We start from the raw sequence: 19,371 nt of genomic DNA on the forward strand, positions 1-19,371 counted from the left end.
TGCGGTTTCTGACAAAGGGGCATTACGGTGGGACACGAAGACCTCCGAAGTGAGTTGGTGCGTTCCTAGACAGCTCGCACTTCACTCGGAGGTCTTCGTTATGTCACCACGCCACGCCGTACCTAACGTCCGTGGTCAGTACAGTTAGATCGGGTCCAACCGGAACACGGGGCAGCGCCCGGCCAGCGCTTCGAACTCGTCCGGGTTGGGCCCGGTCACCAGGCCGGCGTTGCGCATGAAACCGACGCCGGTCGGAACCAGGACCGGGAACTGACGCAACAGCGGCCGGGCCTGCTCGGCCGGGATCTCGACGACGCGCACCTGCTGGTCTTTGCGGCCCTGGTGCACGGTGGCCTCGCCGGCGGCGCGGGCGTTGGCCGCCCAGTCGCCTCCGGGCAGCCCGCCCACGATGTAGCGGTGGCCGTCGACGGTCATCGGGGTGACCGGAGTCGAGCGGGGTTTCCCGCTCTTGCGGCCCCGCACGGTCAGCACCACCGGACCCTTGTCGCCACCGATGCCGAGCTTGTTCAGCCCGATCATCACCTTGTTGACGTACTTCAGCCACCACGGTGGCCGGATGCGCTCGTCAGCCATGGCTCCCACCCTAGGTGCGGATACCGACACCGCGCAGGGCCGCGACAAGCCCGTCGGGCCGCTCGGCGGTGGGCAGTGGGTCGACGAGCGCGAATTGGCAACCCAGCGCGCGGGCGCCGCCGTCGGCTTCCTCGCTGTCGCCGACCATCAGCGTGTCGGCGGCCGCCACAGCCAGACGGTCCAGTGCCGCGGTGAAAATGGCCGGGTCGGGTTTGACCGCACCGACTTCGAAGGACAGCACGAACTCGTCGACGTGCGCGGCCGCGCCGATCGCAGCGAAGGCCGGCCGCACGTCGAAGGCGATGTTGGAGACGACGGCCGTCCGGATTCCTTGTGCGCTCAGGCTTTTGAACACCTGCGCGGTGTCCGGGTAGGCCGTCCAGCTGGCTGGGTCGATCACCCGGTTGTAGAGCGATTCGGCGTGGTGTTCGGGTAGCCCGGACTCCCGCAGCACGTGCAGATAGGCCTCACGGTGCAGATGGGGTGCCAGGTCGCGGTTGACCCAGGCCCGGTACTGCTCGTCGGTCATCGCCACGGACCGCCCGGTCGGCGCGGTGAGCCGGCGCATCAACTCTGTCTGCACGTGGCCGTCGACCTCTCGCTCGTCGACGGCCATCCCGGCGAACCAGCTGTCCTGTTCCTCGAGGCGGAACAGGGTCCCGGAGAAGTCGAACAACACGGCCGACACCATGTCCGCCATAGTGCCATGATGCCGGACGGGTATCAGCCGCGTTCGCGGGTTGCCTTGCCCACCAGCACCTGTCGTTCCCGTTCGTTGTCGGCCAGGGCCGCGGCCCGGTCGAACTGTTCGGCAGCCTCGCGGTGTCGGCCCAGTCGGGACAACAGCTCGCCGCGGACACTGGGCAGCAGATATGAGTCGTCCAGGCCCTCGATGCCGTCGACGATGGTCAGTGCCTCCTGGGGTCCCGATCGCATCGCGACGGCCACGGCGCGGTTGAGCTGCACCACGGGGGAGGGTGTGATCTGCAGCAGAGCGTCATAGAGGGCGACGATGCGAGCCCAGTCGGTGTCGGCTGCCGTCGGGGCCACCGCGTGGCATTCGGCGAGTGCGGCCTGTAGCGCATAGGGGCCCCAACCCCGTTGCTGCCGTGCGGCATTGGAGCGCTCAAGTGCGGCGACGCCGCGTTGGATCTGCGCACGGTCCCAGCGGGCCCGGTTCTGGTCTTCCAACAGGATGGGCCGGCCCTCGGTGTCGGTGCGGGCCGCAAAGCGCGAGGACTGGAACTCCATGAGCGCCACCAGGCCGTGGACCTCGGGTTCATCGGGCACCAGGGCGGCCAGCACGCGGCCCAATCGCAGTGCTTCGGTGCACAATTCGTCGCGGATCCAGCGCTGCCCGAAGGATGCCGAGTAGCCCTCGTTGTAGATCAGATAGACGACCGACAGCACCGCCGACAGTCGCTGTGGGTATTCGTCGCGGGGCGGCACCTCGAATGGCGGATTGGCCTGGGCCAGAGCCTTTTTGGCGCGGGTGATGCGGGCGGCTGCGGTGGCGGTCGAGATCAGGAAGGCCCGGGCAATCTCGTCGGTGCTCAACCCGCCGACCATGCGTAGCGTCAGCGCGATCTGAGCCTCGCGGGACAGCACCGGGTGGGCGGCGATGAAGATCAGCCGCAGCACGTCGTCGTCGATCCGGTCGGGATCCCAGGCTTCCTCGACGTGTTCGGCCAGATCGCGGGCCAGCACGGCGTACTTGGCGTCGAGGTTCTCCGCGCGCCGCCAGTGATCGATGGCCTTGCGTTTGGCCACCGTGGTCAGCCAGGCGCCGGGATTGCGCGGGACGCCGGTCTGCGGCCATTGCGTGAGCGCGTCGAGCAAGCCTTCGGAGGCCAGATCCTCGGCCAGGGCGACATCGCCGACGGTGCGCGTCAGTGTGGCCAGGATCTTGGCCGCCTCCATCCGCCACACCGCGTCGAGTGTCTGCCGGAGGTCCGTGGCCACCCCGCCATTGTGCCGAGCAGACGCAGAGTCGCACCGACACGCCGGCGAACGTGCAATTCTGCTGGGGGCCCCTCCCGCTTGCGGGGGACTGCTCGCGAGAGAAAACTCAGCCGATAGCGCGGGCAGCGCCCTCCCAGAACTGGGCGCGGACGGCCTTCTTGTCGGGCTTGCCGAGTGCGGTCACCGGCACCGAGTCGACGACGACCACCTGTTTGGGTGATTGCACCGAGCCCTTGCGCTCCTTGACGGCGGCCTGGATCTCGGAGGTCACCTTGGCGACCGCATCCTCGTCGGCGGGAACATCGGGGCGCAGCACGATCACCGCAGTCACGGCCTCACCCCACTTCTCGTCGGGGGTGCCGATCACGCATACCTGGGCCACCGAGGGATGTTCGGCCACAACGTCTTCCACCTCACGCGGGAACACGTTGAACCCGCCGGTGACGATCATGTCCTTGACCCGGTCGACGATGAACCAGTAGCCGTCCTCGTCCTCGCGGGCCATGTCACCGGTGTGCAGCCAACCGTCCTTGAAGGTCTCGGCGGTGGCCTCGGGCAGTTTCCAGTAGCCCCCGGCGAGCAGCGGTCCGGACACGCAGATCTCGCCGACCTCGCCACGGGGCACCGGGTTGCCCTCGGCGTCGAGCAGTGCGGTCCGCGCGAACAGGGTCGGCCGGCCGCACGACGTCAGCCGCTTCTCGTCGTGGTCCTTCTTGCCCAGGTACGAGATCACCATCGGGGCCTCGGACTGGCCGTAGTACTGCGCGAAGATCGGCCCGAACCGCTTGAGTGCCTCGGCCAGCCGCACCGGATTCATCGCGGATGCGCCGTAGTACACCGTCTCCAGCGACGACAGATCGCGGGTGTGCGAATCCGGGTGGTCCATCAGTGCGTAGATCATCGACGGCACCAGCATGGTCGCGGTGATACGCCGCTCTTCGATCACCCGCAGCACCTCGGCCGGGTCGAACTTGGGCAGCACGATCATCTCGCCGCCCTTGACGATCGTCGGGACGAAGAACGCGGCACCCGCGTGCGAGAGCGGCGTGCACATCAGGAAGCGCGGGTTCTCCGGCCACTCCCACTCGGCGAGTTGGACGGTGGTCATCGTGGTGATCGACCGCACGGTGCCCATCACGCCCTTGGGCTTACCGGTGGTGCCGCCGGTGTAGGTGAGCCCACCGATGTGGTCCGGCGGCAGCTCGGCGGCGACCAGCGGAGCAGGGGAGAATTTGGCGGCCTCGGCGACCAGATCGGTCGCCGCACCGTCCAGAGCGGGCGGAACCGGGCCGATGGTCAGGATCTGTCGCAGCGACGGCACCTTCTCCAGCAGCCCGACGGCGCGCTCGACGAATGCCGGCGTGGGATCGATGATCAGGGTCGTCACCTCGGCGTCGGACAGCACGTAAGCGTGATCGTCCAATGACCCGAGAGGGTGTAGTGCGGTGCGGCGGTACCCCTGGGTCTGACCGGCGCCGATGATCATCAGCACCTCGGGCCGGTTCAGCGACAGTAGGCCGACGCCTTCTCCGCTCCCCGCTCCGAGCGCTTCGAAGGCCTGAATGTACTGGCTGATGCGTTCCGCGAGCTCGCCACCGGTCAGTGTGGTGTCGCCGAGGAACAGCACGGGCTTGTCTTTGTTGCGCTTGAGTGCGCCGACGGTGAGGTGGCCGGAATGGAGCGGATGGTGCAGAAGATCATCACTCATGGGGTCCAGATTAGAACGTGTTCCAGAAATTGTTGAGCCGATCCCCCGATGTCGGTGTAACACCAGGTCACCGCGGACCGAAATACAGGTAGTTCGCTACTCGCGCCGGACTGCTCGGCGCTGCTTAATGTCACTGATGTGGGGGGTGGGAGCCAGACCCCGGTGGGTTAGGGACCGCCGGGGCCTGTGCCCCGATCAGCGGTTGGCGGCCTCACGCGCCTGCTTGGCGAGCTTCTCGGCCAGCTCGGCCTTCCACTGGATCTCTTTCTGAACCCACTCGTTGTCCTGCGGAAACTCATCGGTTTCGCTGACCCGGCGCACCTCCAGCTTCACGCCGCTACCCAGTGGGCATTTCTGCGCCCACTGCTTGGCCTCCTCCTTGGAGGACACGTCGAGAATCCAGAACCCGTTGAACAGCTCCTTGGCCTCGGTGTACGGGCCGTCGGTGACCACCGGGGGATCAGCATTGAAATCGACGACGAAGCCTTCGCCGGGGTCGGTCAGGCCCTCGCCGGCCAGCAGCACGCCGGCCTTGATGAGCTCCTCGTTGTACCGGCCCATGGACGCGATGATCTCGTCGAAGTCGATGTTCTGCTCGGCCATCGCGACCTCGGCCTCGGGGGTGGAACGCATGATCAGCATGTAGCGCGACATTGTGTGTCTCCTTCTGGTGTCGGGAAGGGGCCCGCTTATCGTGCCCTCGTTACTACGTCGAACGGCACCCCCACGAAATCGACACGGGCCGACAAACTTTTTGAAATTTTTCGAATCCGCTGGCCAACTGGTTCTTAAACACCGCCGATAGATGTGGATCCATGATCAACAGGAAGGCTCCGCTGTGGCAGGTGACCGGTGCGCTGGTGGTGGTGTTCGTGTCGACGGGCGCGATGTTCGCGATGACCCGCTGGACGGACCGCCCCATGGTCAGCGTGGGGCCGGTGGTCGGGTACGCGACGGTGCAGGACCAGGACGCCGTCGTGGTGGCTTACGGACGGTCCGGTGGGACAGTCGGCCCGCCGTTCGGGTCCGGCGACCACTGGCAGCAACGGGTGGCCGCGGTCTCGTTGGACACCGGCGAACTGCTGTGGGACATCCAGTTGCACGCCAAAGAGGGATGGGAGCGGGGCGTGCTCGCCGTGTCCGGCGGGTTGGCGTACGTCGCAAGCGATGAGGGGCTTTCGGTCGTCAGGGCTGAGGACGGCAGCGTGGTCCTGGGCGACCTGGGTGACGACTACGTCGAGGCTTTCAACGGCTACAACGTCGACCCCCGGATCAACGCCGTTGTCGCGCTGACCGATTCCGGTGAGGTCGAGGCAGTGCCGTTGGGTACCACGGACGTCGCCGCGGTGACCGACGACGTCGCCGACGCGTGGCGCACCACTCTGATCGGGGATTCCGCGCCGACGCGCGACGCGGAGTTCGGCATCATCCACGTCGATCCGGCCGCGATGCCGGGCGGCATGGTGCTGCCCGACGGCGAGCTCCTGTCGGTGCCCAAGCCCTATCTGTCACCGGATCCGGCGTTGATGCGCGGGGGCCGGGAGCTGGCCCGGCTCGACGGCCTCACGAATCGGGAACTCGTTTACGAGGTGGTGCGCACCCCGGCCGCGTTGGCCACGCCCGAGCAACTCAAGGAGGGCATCGGCATGTTCGACCACCATCATTCGTCGGCGGTCCCGCTCGGCATCGCCCACGGTGTCGTGCTGGTGAAAGGGGAACCGGTCGACCGTCCCGGCATCGAGGAGTTGCGGCTGTTCGACATCGAGACCGGTGACACCCTCGCGGTGGTCGACAACCTCGACGGCTACGTGCGTGCCACCGCGACCCCGGTCGGGCCGATCCTGGTGATCGGCGCCGGCGACGGCCATGGTCTGGACAACGACCGCCTGATCGTCGTGCACCCGGACGGTCGGACCACGATGACTCAGATCGGCGTCACGGATTTCTGGGGACGCACCCGGGCGCACGTCGCCACGCCTTAGCATCCGAGCATGACGAGCCCGATCGAGTCAGCTGATCTCGTCCTCTACGGAACCATCCTCACCGTCGACGCCGCGCAGCCCACCGCGGAGGCGCTCGCGGTGTCCCGCGGCCGCATCGTCGCGGTCGGGTCCAGGTCGGATGTGGCACCGTGGGTCGGCCCGGACACCGACGTCCGCGCGGTAGGCGGCTGCGTCATGCCGGGATTCGTTGAGGCGCATGGTCATCCGTTGATGGAGGCGGTGGCGTTGTCCGGGCGCATCGTCGACATCCGTCCGGTCACCCTGCCCGACGCGGAGGCGGTGCTCGATGCGATTCGGGGCGAGGTGGCCGAACGCGGGGCCGACGGTGCCTTCTTGAACGGCTGGGATCCGCTGCTGCAGCACGGGTTGCCCCAGCCCACCTTGGCCTGGCTGGACACCGTCGCGCCGGATACCCCGCTGGTGATCGTGCACAACTCCGGCCACAAGGCGTACTTCAACTCCGCGGCGGCCCGCCGCTCCGGACTGACGAAGGACACTCCGGATCCCAAGGGCGCCAAGTACGGCCGCGACGCGGAAGGCAATCTCGACGGCACGGCCGAGGAGACCGGAGCGGTGTTCCGGCTGCTGGGCGATGCCATCTCGGTGAGCGACTATCCGGCCATGCTGGCCGCCGAATGTGCACGGCTGAACCGCGCCGGGCTGACCACGTGCTCTGAGATGGCGTTCGACCCGATGTTCCGGCCGCTGCTGGCGCAGTTGCACGATCAGTTGACGGTGCGGTTGCGCACCTACGAGATGTCCACCGCAGCCCTGCACACCGATGCCGGCCCCTTCGAGGGCGACGACATCGTGCGTCAGGTCGGCATCAAGATCTGGGTCGACGGGTCACCCTGGATCGGCAACATCGACCTGACGTTCCCGTACCTGGATACCGACGCCACCCGGACCATCGGCGTGGTGCCCGGCTCCTGCGGGCACGCCAATTACACGAAAGATCAGCTGGCCGAGATCGTCGGCACGTTCTTTCCGCAGGGCTGGCAGCTGGCCTGCCACGTGCACGGCGACGCCGGGGTCGACACCATCCTCGACGTGTACGAAGACGCCCTGCGCGCGCATCCCCGCGATGATCACCGCCTGCGCCTCGAACACGTCGGCGCCATCACACCCGAGCAGTTGCGGCGTGCGCACGCCCTCGGCGTCACGTGCAGTCTGTTCGTCGATCATCTGCATTACTGGGGTGACGTGCTCGTCGACGGGTTGTTCGGCCCCGAGCACGGCGAACGGTGGATGCCGGCCGGATCGGCCGTTGCCACCGGTATGCGGATCTCGCTGCACAACGATCCGCCGGTCACGCCGGAGGAGCCGCTGCGCAACATCAGCGTGGCTGTCACGAGGACCGCGCCGAGCGGGCGTGTCCTGGCGCCCGAGGAGCGGCTGACCGTTGAGCAGGGGATCCGGGCGCAGACCATCGATGCGGCATGGCAGTTGTTCGCCGACAACGTGATCGGTTCGCTCGAGATCGGCAAGTACGCCGACCTGGTCATCCTGTCGGCGGACCCGCGCGAGACCGCCCCGGAAGGCATCGCCGACCTGGAGGTACAGGCCACGTTCCTAGCGGGCAGGCAGGTTTATCCGAAAGCCGGTTGACGGCTCGCGTCCCGTGGCACGCTCTGGGGCATGTCAGATTTGCCGGCTCCGAAGTTTCTCGACGAACGCGTCGCCCACTGGGCGGCGACCGAACCTGACGCCGAAGCGGTCACGTATCTGAGCCGCACGTGGACCTGGTCGCAGTTCTACGACCGGATCCAGCGGTTGGCCGGGGCGTTGAGCGCCTGGGGCGTCGGACGCGGTGATGTGGTCGCATTCCTCGACAAGAACCACCCGGCGTGTGTCGAGATGACGCTGGCGGCCGCCTCGCTCGGTGCCGCCACCGCCATCATCAACTTCCGGCTTGCCGCCGACGAATTGGATTACGTGCTCAACGACAGCGGGGCCAAGGTGTTGGTGGTCGGCGAGGAGCTCCGGCCGGGCATCGACGCCATCGCCGACCGGCTCGGCTCCGTCGAGCACATCGTCACGGTGACCCCGGAGGGCGTCGACGGGGACGAATATGAAGCGCTCCTCGCCGATGCGTCGGCGGTCGGCCGTTCGCCGGAGGTGCAGCCTGACGACACGTGCATCATCATGTACTCCTCGGGCACCACCGGGCGGCCGAAAGGCATTGCGCTCACCCACGCCAACGTCATCGCCCACACCCTCAACGCGTTCGACGGCTGGACCCTCAGCGAAGGGGACAAGAGCCTGGTCGCGATGCCGCTGTTCCATGTCGGCGGGTCGTCCTACATGCAGTGGGGGCTGCACCACGGGGCGCCGACCTACATGACGCGTGATGTCGACGGCATGGCTTTGGCCGGCGGAATTCTGGCCGGGGCCAACCGAACCTTCCTGGTGCCGGCCGTGCTGGCCAAGGTGTTCGAGACCGGCGAGGATGCCGTGAAGTTGTTCGGTGCGCTCAAGACCTTCGCCTATGGCGCGTCGCCAATGCCGTTGCCGCTGTTGCGTTCTGCGCTTGAGGCTTGGCCGGAAACGGAATTCATCCAGGTCTACGGGTTGACGGAGGTGGCCGGCGCGATCAGTCGACTGGGGCCCGACGATCACCGAGCGGCGAGTGAAGCACGGCTCAGGAGTGCGGGCACCGTTGTTTCCGGCGGCGAGGTCAGGGTGGTCGACCCCGACACCGGTGCCGACGTCCCGGTCGGCGAGCAGGGCGAATTGTGGTTCCGCACACCGCAATTGATGAAGGGCTATCACAACCGGCCGGAAGCCACGGCGGAGTCGATCACGCCAGAGGGCTGGTTCCGCACCGGCGACATCGGACGCGTCGACGACGGCGGGTACATCTTCGTCGAGGACCGGCTCAAGGACATGATCATCTCCGGCGGCGAGAACATCTACTCGATCGAGGTCGAGCGGGTGCTGGCCGAACACCCTTCGATCACCGACGTCGCGGTGATCGGCGTGCCCGACGAAAAATGGGGCGAATCGGTGAAAGCCGTTGTGACACTGGATGGGGACGCTTCCGAACGCGAGCTGATCACGTTCGCCCGGGAGCGCCTGGCGGCCTACAAGTGTCCCAAGTCGATCGACATCGTCGACGAGTTACCCCGCAACCCCACCGGCAAGATCCTCAAAAAGGATCTGCGCAAGCCGTACTGGGAGGGCCGCGACCGCGCCACGGTGTAGGAATTGGCGCCCGGCATCTCTGTATTTCCCGTTCAGAGCGGAGTATTTTCGGCTCCATACGTGTGCGCGAGATGTGGGGTGCCGACATGGTGCACAAACGTTCTACGCCGAAAACAAGTGCATACCGTCGCGTGACTGCCGTCGCGGCAGTACTGGCGGTAGCCCTGACGGTCGGTCTGCTCGGACCGCCGCCGACAGCAAGTGCATGGTCACGGGCCGGTCTACCGGTCGAAATGCTGTCGGTGCCGTCAGCGTCCATGGGCCGCGATATCAAGGTGCAGTTCCAAGGCGGGGGATCCCATGCGGTCTATCTGCTGGACGGACTGCGTGCCCGGGAGGACTTCAGCGGCTGGGACATCGAGACCCCGGCGTTCGAGTGGTTCTATCAATCCGGGTTGTCGGTGGTCATGCCGGTCGGTGGCATGTCGAGTTTCTACGCCGACTGGTACCAGCCGGCGGCAGGCAACGGCACGGTGCAGACCTACAAGTGGGAGACATTCCTGACCAGCGAGTTACCGCAATGGCTGGCCGCCAACAAGGACGTGTCCACATCGGGTAACGCCGTGGTCGGACTGTCCATGTCGGGCAACTCGGCGCTCATCCTTGCTGCCTACCATCCTGGGCAGTTCATCTACGCGGGCTCGTTGTCGGCGTTCCTCAACCCGTCGGCCGGCCCGTGGCCCGGGCTGATCGGGCTGGCGATGGGCGATGCCGGTGGTTTCTCGCCCAACGCCATGTGGGGCCCGCCGGGTGATCCGGCCTGGGCCCGCAACGACCCGACGCTGCAGGTCGGGCGGTTGGTGTCGAACAACACCCGCATCTGGGTGTACTGCGGCTCGGGTACCCCGGGGGAGTTGGGCGGCAACGACGTCGCCTCCACCTTCCTCGAAAACACCGCGCTGCAGAGCAACCTGAACTTCCGTGACCAGTACGTCGCGGCCGGCGGGAACAACGCGGTGTTCAACTTCCCGCCGAGTGGCACCCACACCTGGGGCTATTGGGGTGCGCAGCTGAACCAGATGAAACCCGACATGCAAAGGGTGCTCGGTGCCGGTTAGGCATCATTGAGCTTGTGCCCGCCCTCGACGACATCCTGGACCGCCTGCATGTCGTCGCCCTGCCGATGCGGGTCCGCTTCCGCGGCATCACGGTTCGTGAGGTGGCGCTGATCGACGGCCCGGCCGGCTGGGGCGAGTTCGGCGCGTTCCTCGAATACGAACCGCCGGAGGCCGCGGCTTGGTTGGCCGCCGGGATCGAGGCGGCCTATCGGCCGCCGCCGCCGGTGTACCGCGACCGTGTCCCGATCAATGCCACCGTGCCCGCGGTGCCTGCCGCTCAGGTGCCCGAGGTGCTGTCGCGTTTCCCCGGTGCGCGGACGGCCAAGGTCAAGGTCGCCGAGCCGGGGCAGACCTTGGCCGACGACGTGGCACGGGTCAACGCGGTGCGTGCGCAGGTTCCGGTGGTGCGCGTCGATGCCAATGGCGGCTGGACGCTGCAACAGGCGGTCGACGCCGCGGCCGCGCTGACCGCTGACGGGCCGCTGGAGTATCTGGAGCAGCCATGCGCGACGGTCGAGGAGTTGGCCGCGTTGCGGCGGAAGGTGGCAGTGCCGATCGCCGCGGACGAGTCGATTCGCAAGGCCGACGATCCTCTGCGGGTGGTGCGGGCCCGTGCGGCTGACGTCGCGGTGCTCAAGGTGGCGCCGCTGGGCGGGGTGGCACGGATGCTCGATATTGCCGCCCAGATCGACATCCCCATCGTGGTGTCCAGTGCGCTGGATTCCGCGGTCGGCATCGCGCGCGGACTGCTGGCCGCCGCGGCACTGCCCGAGTTGGAGCATGCGTGCGGTCTGGGCACTGGCGGATTCTTCGTCGACGACGTCGCCGAGGTGCCCGCGCCGGTGGACGGGTACCTGCCGGTCGGGGCGGTCGTGCCCGATTCCGCCCGGCTTTCCGCGCTGGCGGCGGCCCCGCAGCGGCGGCAATGGTGGATCGATCGGGTGCGGGAGTGCTATCCGCTGGTATCGGAGTAGGGCGGTCTCGGCTGCGAGCTGCCGCGGTGCCACAACTGTCACACCGGCACCAGGAAGTCGCGGGCGTATGCGGTCTGGAAATGTAGTACCGCCCGTAGTACCAGGTTTCGAGACCGGCTGTGCCAGCCCATGTCCTGAACTGTGGGGTGCATGGCATAGACGCCATCGGCGAGGTCGCGAACACTGTAGACGTGACGCGATCGGTGGTGATCCTCGGCTACGCCGGGGTGCAGGGCCTGGACTTGGTGGGGCCCTTCGACGTGTTCTCCACCGCAACGCTGGCCCTGGCCGGTCTGGGTCGGCCCGACGACGGCTACGCCGTCACCGTGACATCCGTGGACGGCCGGCCCGTCACCACGCTCACCGGGCTGGAATTCGTCGCCGCGCCCTTGCCCGACCCCGATGCTCCGATCGACACGATCGTCATCCCCGGCGGGATCGGTACCGACGCCGCCCGGGCCGACCCGGCAGTGATCGATTGGATCAGCACCGCGTCACGTGGGGCTCGCCGCGTCGTCAGCGTCTGCACGGGGGCGTTCCTCGCTGCCCAGGCCGGACTGCTCGACGGTTGCCCGGCCACCACCCATTGGTCCTCGGCCCGCCGGATGGCTGATGAATTCCCTTCGGTCGCAGTCGATCCCGATCCGATCTTCGTCAGAAGTTCCGAGCGGGTGTGGACGGCGGCCGGGGTGACCGCGGGCATCGATCTGGCGTTGTCACTGGTCGAAGATGACTACGGCACGGATATTGCCCAGACCGTCGCCCGGTACCTGGTGCTCTACCTGCGCCGTCCCGGCGGGCAGACCCAGTTCGCCGCGCCGGTCTGGATGCCACGGGCCAAACGCGCCCCGATCCGTGCGGTGCAGGAGTCCATCGAGGCCGAACCGGGTGGGGCACACACGATTCCAGATCTGGCGGGACGCGCGGCGATGAGCCCGCGGCATTTCACCCGGGTGTTCACCGAAGAGGTCGGCGAGGCGCCGGGCGCCTACGTCGAACGCATCCGCACCGACGCCGCGCGACGCCAGCTCGAGGAATCCGATGACACCGTCACCGCGATCGCGGCCCGCTGCGGGTTCGGCACCGCCGAGACCATGCGGCGCAATTTCATGCGGCGCCTGGGTATTTCACCGGATCAGTACCGCAAGACGACCGCGCACGCGAGGAGCAGAGACATACCAGCGCACGCGAGGAGCAGAGACAAACCAGCGCACGCGAGGAGCAGAGACATACCAGCGCGCGCGAGCAACAGAGATTTATCCGCCTGAGAGGAACAACCATGCAGATCGCAATCGTTTTGTACCCCAGCTTCACCGCGCTCGACTTCATCGGGCCCTACGAGGTGCTGCGCAACCTGCCCGACACGGACGTGCGGTTCGTCTGGCACGAGCCGGGCCCCGTCACCGCCGACTCCGGCGTGCTGCTGGTCGGAGCCACTCACAGTTTCGACGAAACCCCTTCGCCTGATGTGGTGCTGGTGCCCGGCGGCCCGGGCACCACCATGGTGGCCCGCGACGAAAAGGTGCTGGAGTGGCTGCGTCAGGTGTATCCGGGGACCACCTGGACGGCATCGGTGTGCTCCGGTTCGGTGGTGTTGGCCGCGGCGGGCCTGCTCGACGGGAAGCCCGCCACCTCGCATTGGTCGGTGTTGAGTGCGTTGAAGCTGATGGGCGCGACACCGGTGGGGGATCAGCGCATCGTGCGCGCCGACCCTGACGGCAAGGTGATCACGGCTGCGGGTGTCTCGGCGGGGATCGACCTGGCGATGTGGTTGGCCGGGCAGATCGGCGGCGAGGCGAAGGCCAAGGCCATTCAGCTGATGATCGAGTACGACCCGCAGCCACCCTTCGATTCGGGTCACATGTCGAAGGCGAGCGCTGCCACCAAGGCCAGTGCCACCGCGCTGCTGGGCAAGGACATGATCAAGCCCGAACCGCTCAAGGCCGGGGTGTTGCTGGCGTGGGATCAGGCGATTCGGAAGGTGCGTGGGCGCCGTACCGCGTGATCTATTGCACTGACGCCGATCAAGTAGCGTCGGCCACGTGAATCTGGCATACGAAGAGCGAGGCAAGGGTGCCCCGGTGGTGTTCATCGCCGGGCGCGGCGGTGCAGGCCGCACCTGGCACCTGCATCAGGTGCCTGCGGTGCAGCGGGCGGGTTACCGCGTCATCACCTTCGACAACCGGGGGGTCGGCGCGACCGAGAACGCCAGTGGGTTCGGCATCGATCAGATGGTGGCCGACACCGCGGAGTTGATCGAGAAGCTCGGCGCTGCGCCGGCACACCTCGTTGGTGTGTCGATGGGTTCGTACATCGCCCAGGAACTGATGCTGGCCCGCCCCGATCTGGTGCGGTCGGCGGTGTTGATGGCCACTCGCGGCCGTCACGACCGGGCCCGCGACTTCTTCCGCGACGCCGAGCGCGACTTCGCGGTCTCGGGTGTCCAGTTGCCGCCGAAGTTCGACGCCAAGCTGCGAATGTTGGAGAGTTTCTCGCCCAAGACGCTCAACGATGACCGTCTGGTGCGTGACTGGAGCGAGATGTTCACCATGTGGCCCACCAAGCAGACGCCGGGTCTGCTGTGCCAGCTCGACGCGGGCCCGGCCGGCAACCGGTTGCCGGCCTACCAGTCCATCACCGCGCCGGTGTTGGTGATCGGCTTCGCCGACGACGTGGTGCTGCCCGCCCACCTGGGGCGTGAGGTGGCCGACGCGATCCCCAAGGCGCGCTATCTGGAAATCCCCGACACCGGCCACCTGGGCTTCATCGAGAAGCCCGAGGAAGTCAACGCCGCGCTGCTCGAGTTCTTGGCGGCTCAGACCTGACGAACAAGACGAATAAGGTGGAGTGGTGAATCCCTCGACGGCACAGGCGCGCGTAGTCGTCGACGAACTGATCCGCGGCGGTGTCCGCGATGTCGTGCTGTGCCCGGGCTCGCGCAACGCCCCGCTGGCGTTCGCGTTGTCCGACGCCGACCGGGCCGGCCGGATTCGTCTGCATGTCCGTATCGACGAGCGCACGGCCGGTTATCTGGCCATCGGGCTGGCCGTCGGAGGAAGCACCGACGAGCGGTCTCCCGTGTGTATCGCGATGACCTCGGGCACAGCGGTGGCCAACCTCGGCCCCGCGGTCGTCGAGGCCAACTACGCTCGGGTGCCGCTGATCGTGCTGAGCGCCAACCGGCCCTATGAGATGTTGGGCACCGGCGCCAACCAGACCTTCGAGCAGTTGGGGTATTTCGGCACCCAGGTGCGGGCCAACATCAGTCTGGGCCTTGCCCCGGATCTGACAGGGAGCCATCCGGGTGAACTCGACACCGTCAACGCGCAGTGGCGCTCGGCGACCTGCCGGGTGCTGGCGGCGGCCACCGGATCACGCACGGCGAATGCCGGCCCGGTGCAGTTCGACATCCCGCTGCGCGAGCCGCTGGTGCCTGACAGCGCGCACGGGGATTCGTCGTTCCCCGGCTCCTCGCGTGAGCGCGCGTCGGAAGGCCGCCCCGACGGCAAGCCCTGGACCTACACCCCGCCGGTGAGTTTCGACCAGCCGCTGGAGATCGATCTCACGCCGGACACCGTGGTGATCGCCGGGCACGGCGCCGGCGTTCATCCCAATCTGGCGGCGTTGCCGACGGTGGCCGAGCCCACCGCGCCGCTTCCGCAGAACCCGCTGCACCCGCTGGCGTTGCGCCTCGTGCATCCCAAGCAGGTGATCATGCTGGGCAGGCCCACCCTGCACCGGCCGGTCTCGGCGCTGCTGGCCGATCCGGCAGTGCCGGTATACGCCCTGACCACCGGTCCGCGCTGGCCCGACGTCTCGGGCAACTCGATGGCCACCGGCACCCGCGCGGTGACGACCGGGACCCCGGATCCGGCGTGGCTGCGCCGCTGCGCCGGCCTCAACGAGCACGCGGTGACGGCAGTTCGCGATCAACTCGCCTCGCACCCGATGACCACCGGTCTGCACGTGGCCGCGGTGGTCAACGATGCGCTTCGCGCAGGGGATCAGCTGGTGCTCGGGGCCTCCAACCCGGTGCGCGACGCGGCCCTGGTGGGTCTGCGTGCCGAGGGCATCAAGGTGCGGTCCAACCGCGGTGTGGCCGGCATCGACGGCACGGTCTCGACGGCGATCGGCGCTGCGCTGGCGCATGACCGGGCGGGCGACGGGGACGGGCCGCGTCGGACCATCGCGTTGATCGGGGATCTGACCTTCGTGCACGACAGCTCGGGGCTGTTGATCGGGCCCACCGAGCCGACGCCGCGGAACCTGACGATCGTGGTCTCCAACGACAACGGTGGCGGCATCTTCGAACTCCTCGAGCAGGGCGATCCGAGATTCTCCGACGTCTCGTCGCGGATCTTCGGCACCCCGCACGATGTCGATGTCGCGGCGTTGTGCCGGGCCTACCACGTGGACAGCAGGCAGCTGGAAGTCGCCGAGCTTGCCGCGGCGCTCGCCGAACCCTTCGAGGGCATGCGGGTGCTGGAGGTGAAGGCCGACCGGTCGTCGCTGCGTGCCCTGCACGCGTCGATCAAGGCGGCCCTGTGAGGTTCGCTCAGATCGCGGTGCGGGCGCGGGCGCTGGTGCAGCCGCTGATTCCGCACCTGTACGGCGAACCGGGTGAGACGCGGTCCCAGCGGATCATCCGCCGGGTGCGGATCGGTGTGGTGATCGCCGCCTGCCTGGTCACACTGCAGTCGGTGTTGCTGGTGGTGGGTGCCTGGCGCAACGACCAGCAGATCGAACGCAACATGGGCGTGGCGGCCGCTGAGGTGCTCAGTGCCGGCCCCCGGCGTTCGACGATCGAATTCGTCACGCCCGATCGCGTGACCTACCGGCCGGAGCTGGGTGTGCTGTATCCGTCCGAACTGGACACCGGGATGCGGATCTACGTCGAGTACGACAAGAACAACCCGGATCTGGTGCGAGTGCGCGACCGCGATGCGTCGCTGGCGATCATCCCGGCCGGGTCGATCGCCGTGGTGGGCTGGCTGGTCGCAGCCGCGGCGCTGGCCCTGCTGGCGTTCCTGCAGCGCCGGCTGAGCCGGATCAGCGCCCGGTTGGTCAGCCCAGCGGCGTAGCCAGCAGTTTGGCGAGCCAGTCAGGGTCGCTGGTGTCGACCACCTGCTCGCCGACGAGGTCGTAGACCGCCGGGGTGGAGACCTCGTACTGGGTTTCGCTGAGCAGTTCGGCGTTGGCCTCGTTGAGCTGCTCGGAGTCGATGATCGATTCGCCTGCCGCGATCTTGTCGGTCTGCTCGGCGCCGACGCCGCTGTCGGCGGCCATGGCGGCGATTTCCTCGTCGGTCGGACCCGGCGAGCCCTCGGGTTGCTGATGGCTCCACAGCTCCTCGACGAAGGCCTGGAACGCCATCCCGGTGGTACCCGCGCCCGCCGCCAGGAACAGGGCATTGGCCACGTTTGCCGAATATTCGGTGACGGACATGTCCAGGAAGGTCAGCGGCCGGTAGGTCACCGCGAGGCGGCCCTGGCCGACGGCGGCGGCGATTTCCGCGCCGGAGTCGTGTTGCAGGCGCGCACACGCAGGGCACTGCGGCTCGGTGAACAACTCGATCTGCGCTGGCGCATCCGGGTAACCGATCTGGACACCCCAGCCGTCCTCGGTGATCTCGCTGCCGGGCTTGTTGCCGTTGGCCTGGGCGGCGCCGTCGACCAGTCGGGTGCAGCCCGCGGTGGAACCGGCAACGGACAGGGCCAGCACGGCCAGCATCGCTGCAGCAACGCGGGACAATCGCATGCGGCAACCCTATCCCCGCGCATCAGCTTTTAGCGTGTCGTATCCCCGGACGCTACCTCGGCGACAGGTCCCGCTGAGACCATTCACGTGTGCGCGTTGCGATCGTTGCAGAGTCCTTCCTCCCGAATGTCAACGGCGTCACCAACTCGGTGCTTCGGGTGATCGAGCATCTCCGCCGCACCGGTCACGAGGTACTCGTCATCGCCCCCGATACCCCGCGGGGCCAGCCGCCGGCCGATCGGGTGCACGACGGTGTGCGTGTGCACCGGGTGCCCTCGCGGATGTTTCCCAAAGTCACCTCGTTGCCGCTCGGCGTACCGCGGCCCCGGATGGTGAACGTGCTGCGTGGTTTCGACCCCGATGTCGTGCACCTCGCGTCGCCGGCCCTGCTCGGCTGGGGTGGCGTGCACGCCGCCCGTCACCTGGGTGTACCGACGGTGGCGGTGTTCCAGACCGATGTCGCCGGTTTTGCCGAGAGCTACGGGGTGGGCGTGCTGTCGCGAGCCTCGTGGGCCTGGACGCGGCGCCTGCACAGCAAGGCCGACCGCACCTTGGCTCCCTCCACGTCGGCGATGGAAAACCTTGAAGCACATCGGATTCCCCGCGTCTTCAAATGGGGGCGCGGCGTCGACATCACCGGGTTCGCACCGTCGGCCCGTGATGAACAGCTGCGGGCCTCCTGGTCGCCCGACGGTAAGCCGATCGTCGGATTCGTGGGGCGGCTGGCGCCGGAGAAGCACGTGGAGCGGCTGGGGGCACTTGCCGGCCGCGACGACGTGCAGCTGGTGGTGGTGGGCGACGGAGTGGACCGCGACAAGCTCGAAAACATTTTGCCCACAGCCGTTTTCACCGGTGAACTGCACGGTGAGGCGCTGGCTGCGGCCTATGCCAGCATGGACGTGTTCGTCCACCCTGGTGAACATGAGACGTTCTGTCAGGCCGTGCAAGAGGCGATGGCTTCCGGCCTGCCGGTGATCGCTCCCGACGCGGGCGGGCCAAGGGATCTGGTGGCGCCGTACCGCAGTGGGTTGTTGCTTCCGGTCGACGAATTCGAGTCGGCGCTGCCCGCATCCGTCGAGCATCTGATCGCCGAGCGGCCGCGCTACTCGCTGGCCGCGCGCCGCAGCGTGCTGGGCCGTACCTGGCCGGCCATCTGCGACGAGCTGATCGGGCACTACGAGGCCGTGCAAGGGCTGCGGCAATTGCGGGCCGCCTGAGATCCTTGAACCTCAAGAGGTTTCAGGAGCGGATGAACTCCAGCAGGTCCGGGTTGATGATGTGCGACTGGGTGGTCGGCATACCGTGCGGGAAGCCCGGGTAGATCTTGAGCGACGAGTTCGGCAGCAGCTTGGCCGACAGCACGCCCGCGTCCTCGTACGGCACGATCTGATCGTCGTCACCGTGCATCACCAGCGACGGCACGGTGATCTTCTTGAGGTCTTCGGTGAAGTCGGTCTGCGAGAACGCCACGATGCCGTCGTAATGGGCCTTGGCGCCGCCCATCATGCCCTGGCGCCACCAGTTGGCGATGATCGCCTCGCGGTAGGGCTGCGGAGTGTCGTCCTTGTCCCGGTTGAAGCCGTAGAACGGGCCGGACGGCAGGGCGCGATAGAACACCGAGCGGTTGGCCGCCAACTGGGCCTGCAGATCGTCGAACACAGATTTCGGCAGACCGCCCGGGTTGGCCTGGGTCTGGACCATCAACGGAGGGACCGAGCTGATCAGGACGGCTTTGGCGGCCCGGTCCAGGCCGTGCCGTGCCAGGTAGCGGGTCAGCTCACCGCCGCCGGTCGAGTGCCCGATGTGGATGACGTCGTGCAGATCGAGATGGTCGATCACCGCGGCGAGGTCGTCGGCGTAGTGGTCCATGTCGTGGCCGTCGGCCACCTGTTCCGAACGGCCGTGGCCGCGTCTGTCATGGGCGATGACCCGGTAGCCGTGCTGCAGGAAATACAGCATCTGGGTGTCCCAGTCGTCGGCGGACAGCGGCCAGCCGTGACTGAACACGATCGGCTGGCCGGCGCCCCAGTCCTTGAAGAAGATCTCGACGTTGTCGGAGGTCGTGATCGTAGGCATGAGTCCAACGGTACGCGGATCGGTCTCCGGGCAAA

General features: G+C 67.5%; 18 protein-coding genes. 11 read left to right on the top strand and 7 right to left on the bottom strand.

Annotation, left to right across the window (positions count from 1 at the left end; all coding sequences use genetic code 11):
• Positions 1–144: 144 nt before the first annotated feature.
• From QQ25_RS06305 to QQ25_RS06325, 5 genes are all read right to left on the bottom strand, one after another.
• Positions 145–594, bottom strand: a complete 450-nt coding sequence (locus QQ25_RS06305; protein WP_039314794.1) for a nitroreductase family deazaflavin-dependent oxidoreductase — start codon at positions 592–594, stop codon at positions 145–147.
• Positions 595–604: 10 nt separating this feature from the next.
• Entirely contained in the window at positions 605–1,294 is a 690-nt protein-coding gene (locus tag QQ25_RS06310; RefSeq protein WP_039377907.1) for an HAD family hydrolase, read from the bottom strand.
• A 23-nt stretch (positions 1,295–1,317) separates the two neighbouring features.
• On the bottom strand, positions 1,318–2,556 hold the full coding sequence (locus tag QQ25_RS06315) for an RNA polymerase sigma factor (protein WP_039377908.1): 1,239 nt from the start codon (positions 2,554–2,556) through the stop codon (positions 1,318–1,320).
• Positions 2,557–2,662: 106 nt separating this feature from the next.
• A complete protein-coding gene (fadD8, locus tag QQ25_RS06320; RefSeq protein WP_039314605.1) occupies positions 2,663–4,264 on the bottom strand; it encodes a fatty-acid--CoA ligase FadD8 in 1,602 nt (533 codons plus the stop codon).
• Positions 4,265–4,459: 195 nt separating this feature from the next.
• Positions 4,460–4,918, bottom strand: a complete 459-nt coding sequence (locus tag QQ25_RS06325) for a YciI family protein (protein WP_039377909.1) — start codon at positions 4,916–4,918, stop codon at positions 4,460–4,462.
• Positions 4,919–5,079: 161 nt separating this feature from the next.
• Between QQ25_RS06325 and QQ25_RS06330 the strand changes: the two genes are divergently transcribed.
• The 10 genes from QQ25_RS06330 to QQ25_RS06375 all read left to right on the top strand — a co-directional run bounded on the left by QQ25_RS06330 (position 5,080) and on the right by QQ25_RS06375 (position 16,584).
• A complete protein-coding gene (locus QQ25_RS06330; protein WP_052235677.1) occupies positions 5,080–6,246 on the top strand; it encodes a PA2928 family protein in 1,167 nt (388 codons plus the stop codon).
• A 9-nt stretch (positions 6,247–6,255) separates the two neighbouring features.
• Complete coding sequence (locus tag QQ25_RS06335; RefSeq protein WP_039377911.1) at positions 6,256–7,875, top strand: amidohydrolase; 1,620 nt, start codon at positions 6,256–6,258, stop codon at positions 7,873–7,875.
• A gap of 30 nt (positions 7,876–7,905) precedes the next feature.
• The gene (locus QQ25_RS06340; protein WP_039377912.1) at positions 7,906–9,471 is read left to right on the top strand and encodes a long-chain-fatty-acid--CoA ligase; all 1,566 of its coding nucleotides are present in this window, start codon (positions 7,906–7,908) and stop codon (positions 9,469–9,471) included.
• An 86-nt stretch (positions 9,472–9,557) separates the two neighbouring features.
• A complete protein-coding gene (locus QQ25_RS06345) occupies positions 9,558–10,529 on the top strand; it encodes an esterase family protein (RefSeq protein ID WP_039314797.1) in 972 nt (323 codons plus the stop codon).
• 5 nt (positions 10,530–10,534) lie between these two features.
• Positions 10,535–11,503 (top strand): o-succinylbenzoate synthase, encoded by a 969-nt coding sequence (locus tag QQ25_RS06350; RefSeq protein ID WP_039378542.1) that lies wholly within the window; start codon positions 10,535–10,537, stop codon positions 11,501–11,503.
• Positions 11,504–11,694: 191 nt separating this feature from the next.
• Positions 11,695–12,771, top strand: coding sequence for a GlxA family transcriptional regulator (locus QQ25_RS06355; protein ID WP_082017440.1), 1,077 nt, complete (start codon positions 11,695–11,697; stop codon positions 12,769–12,771).
• Positions 12,772–12,782: 11 nt separating this feature from the next.
• On the top strand, positions 12,783–13,508 hold the full coding sequence (locus QQ25_RS06360) for a DJ-1/PfpI family protein (protein WP_039377914.1): 726 nt from the start codon (positions 12,783–12,785) through the stop codon (positions 13,506–13,508).
• A gap of 37 nt (positions 13,509–13,545) precedes the next feature.
• A complete protein-coding gene (locus tag QQ25_RS06365; protein WP_039314619.1) occupies positions 13,546–14,328 on the top strand; it encodes an alpha/beta fold hydrolase in 783 nt (260 codons plus the stop codon).
• A gap of 25 nt (positions 14,329–14,353) precedes the next feature.
• Positions 14,354–16,051, top strand: coding sequence for a 2-succinyl-5-enolpyruvyl-6-hydroxy-3-cyclohexene-1-carboxylic-acid synthase (menD, locus tag QQ25_RS06370; RefSeq protein WP_039378544.1), 1,698 nt, complete (start codon positions 14,354–14,356; stop codon positions 16,049–16,051).
• Complete coding sequence (locus QQ25_RS06375) at positions 16,048–16,584, top strand: DUF3592 domain-containing protein (protein ID WP_039377915.1); 537 nt, start codon at positions 16,048–16,050, stop codon at positions 16,582–16,584. Before menD ends, QQ25_RS06375 begins: the two co-directional genes overlap by 4 nt.
• Here QQ25_RS06375 and QQ25_RS06380 read toward each other — a convergent pair.
• A complete protein-coding gene (locus QQ25_RS06380; protein WP_234711859.1) occupies positions 16,568–17,260 on the bottom strand; it encodes a DsbA family protein in 693 nt (230 codons plus the stop codon). The genes QQ25_RS06375 and QQ25_RS06380 overlap by 17 nt on opposite strands.
• An 89-nt stretch (positions 17,261–17,349) precedes the next feature.
• On the opposite strand from QQ25_RS06380, the gene QQ25_RS06385 reads away from it, so the two are divergent.
• Complete coding sequence (locus QQ25_RS06385; protein WP_039377917.1) at positions 17,350–18,477, top strand: glycosyltransferase family 4 protein; 1,128 nt, start codon at positions 17,350–17,352, stop codon at positions 18,475–18,477.
• 22 nt (positions 18,478–18,499) lie between these two features.
• Here the strand turns inward: QQ25_RS06385 and QQ25_RS06390 are convergent, their stop codons facing one another.
• A complete protein-coding gene (locus QQ25_RS06390; RefSeq protein ID WP_039377918.1) occupies positions 18,500–19,336 on the bottom strand; it encodes an alpha/beta fold hydrolase in 837 nt (278 codons plus the stop codon).
• Between the last annotated feature and the right edge of the window lie 35 nt (positions 19,337–19,371).

The organism is Mycolicibacterium setense, from assembly GCF_000805385.1.
GTDB lineage: Bacteria > Actinomycetota > Actinomycetes > Mycobacteriales > Mycobacteriaceae > Mycobacterium > Mycobacterium setense.

Bases quoted from the DNA above. Each gene is read 5' to 3' on its own strand.
- QQ25_RS06305 (WP_039314794.1), bottom strand. From the start codon at position 594: ATGGCTGACGAGCGCATCCGGCCACCGTGGTGGCTGAAGTACGTCAAC.
- QQ25_RS06310 (WP_039377907.1), bottom strand. From the start codon at position 1,294: ATGGCGGACATGGTGTCGGCCGTGTTGTTCGACTTCTCCGGGACCCTG.
- fadD8 (WP_039314605.1), bottom strand. From the start codon at position 4,264: ATGAGTGATGATCTTCTGCACCATCCGCTCCATTCCGGCCACCTCACC.
- QQ25_RS06325 (WP_039377909.1), bottom strand. From the start codon at position 4,918: ATGTCGCGCTACATGCTGATCATGCGTTCCACCCCCGAGGCCGAGGTC.
- QQ25_RS06330 (WP_052235677.1), top strand. From the start codon at position 5,080: ATGATCAACAGGAAGGCTCCGCTGTGGCAGGTGACCGGTGCGCTGGTG.
- QQ25_RS06335 (WP_039377911.1), top strand. From the start codon at position 6,256: ATGACGAGCCCGATCGAGTCAGCTGATCTCGTCCTCTACGGAACCATC.
- QQ25_RS06340 (WP_039377912.1), top strand. From the start codon at position 7,906: ATGTCAGATTTGCCGGCTCCGAAGTTTCTCGACGAACGCGTCGCCCAC.
- QQ25_RS06345 (WP_039314797.1), top strand. From the start codon at position 9,558: ATGGTGCACAAACGTTCTACGCCGAAAACAAGTGCATACCGTCGCGTG.
- QQ25_RS06360 (WP_039377914.1), top strand. From the start codon at position 12,783: ATGCAGATCGCAATCGTTTTGTACCCCAGCTTCACCGCGCTCGACTTC.
- QQ25_RS06380 (WP_234711859.1), bottom strand. From the start codon at position 17,260: ATGCGATTGTCCCGCGTTGCTGCAGCGATGCTGGCCGTGCTGGCCCTG.
- QQ25_RS06390 (WP_039377918.1), bottom strand. From the start codon at position 19,336: ATGCCTACGATCACGACCTCCGACAACGTCGAGATCTTCTTCAAGGAC.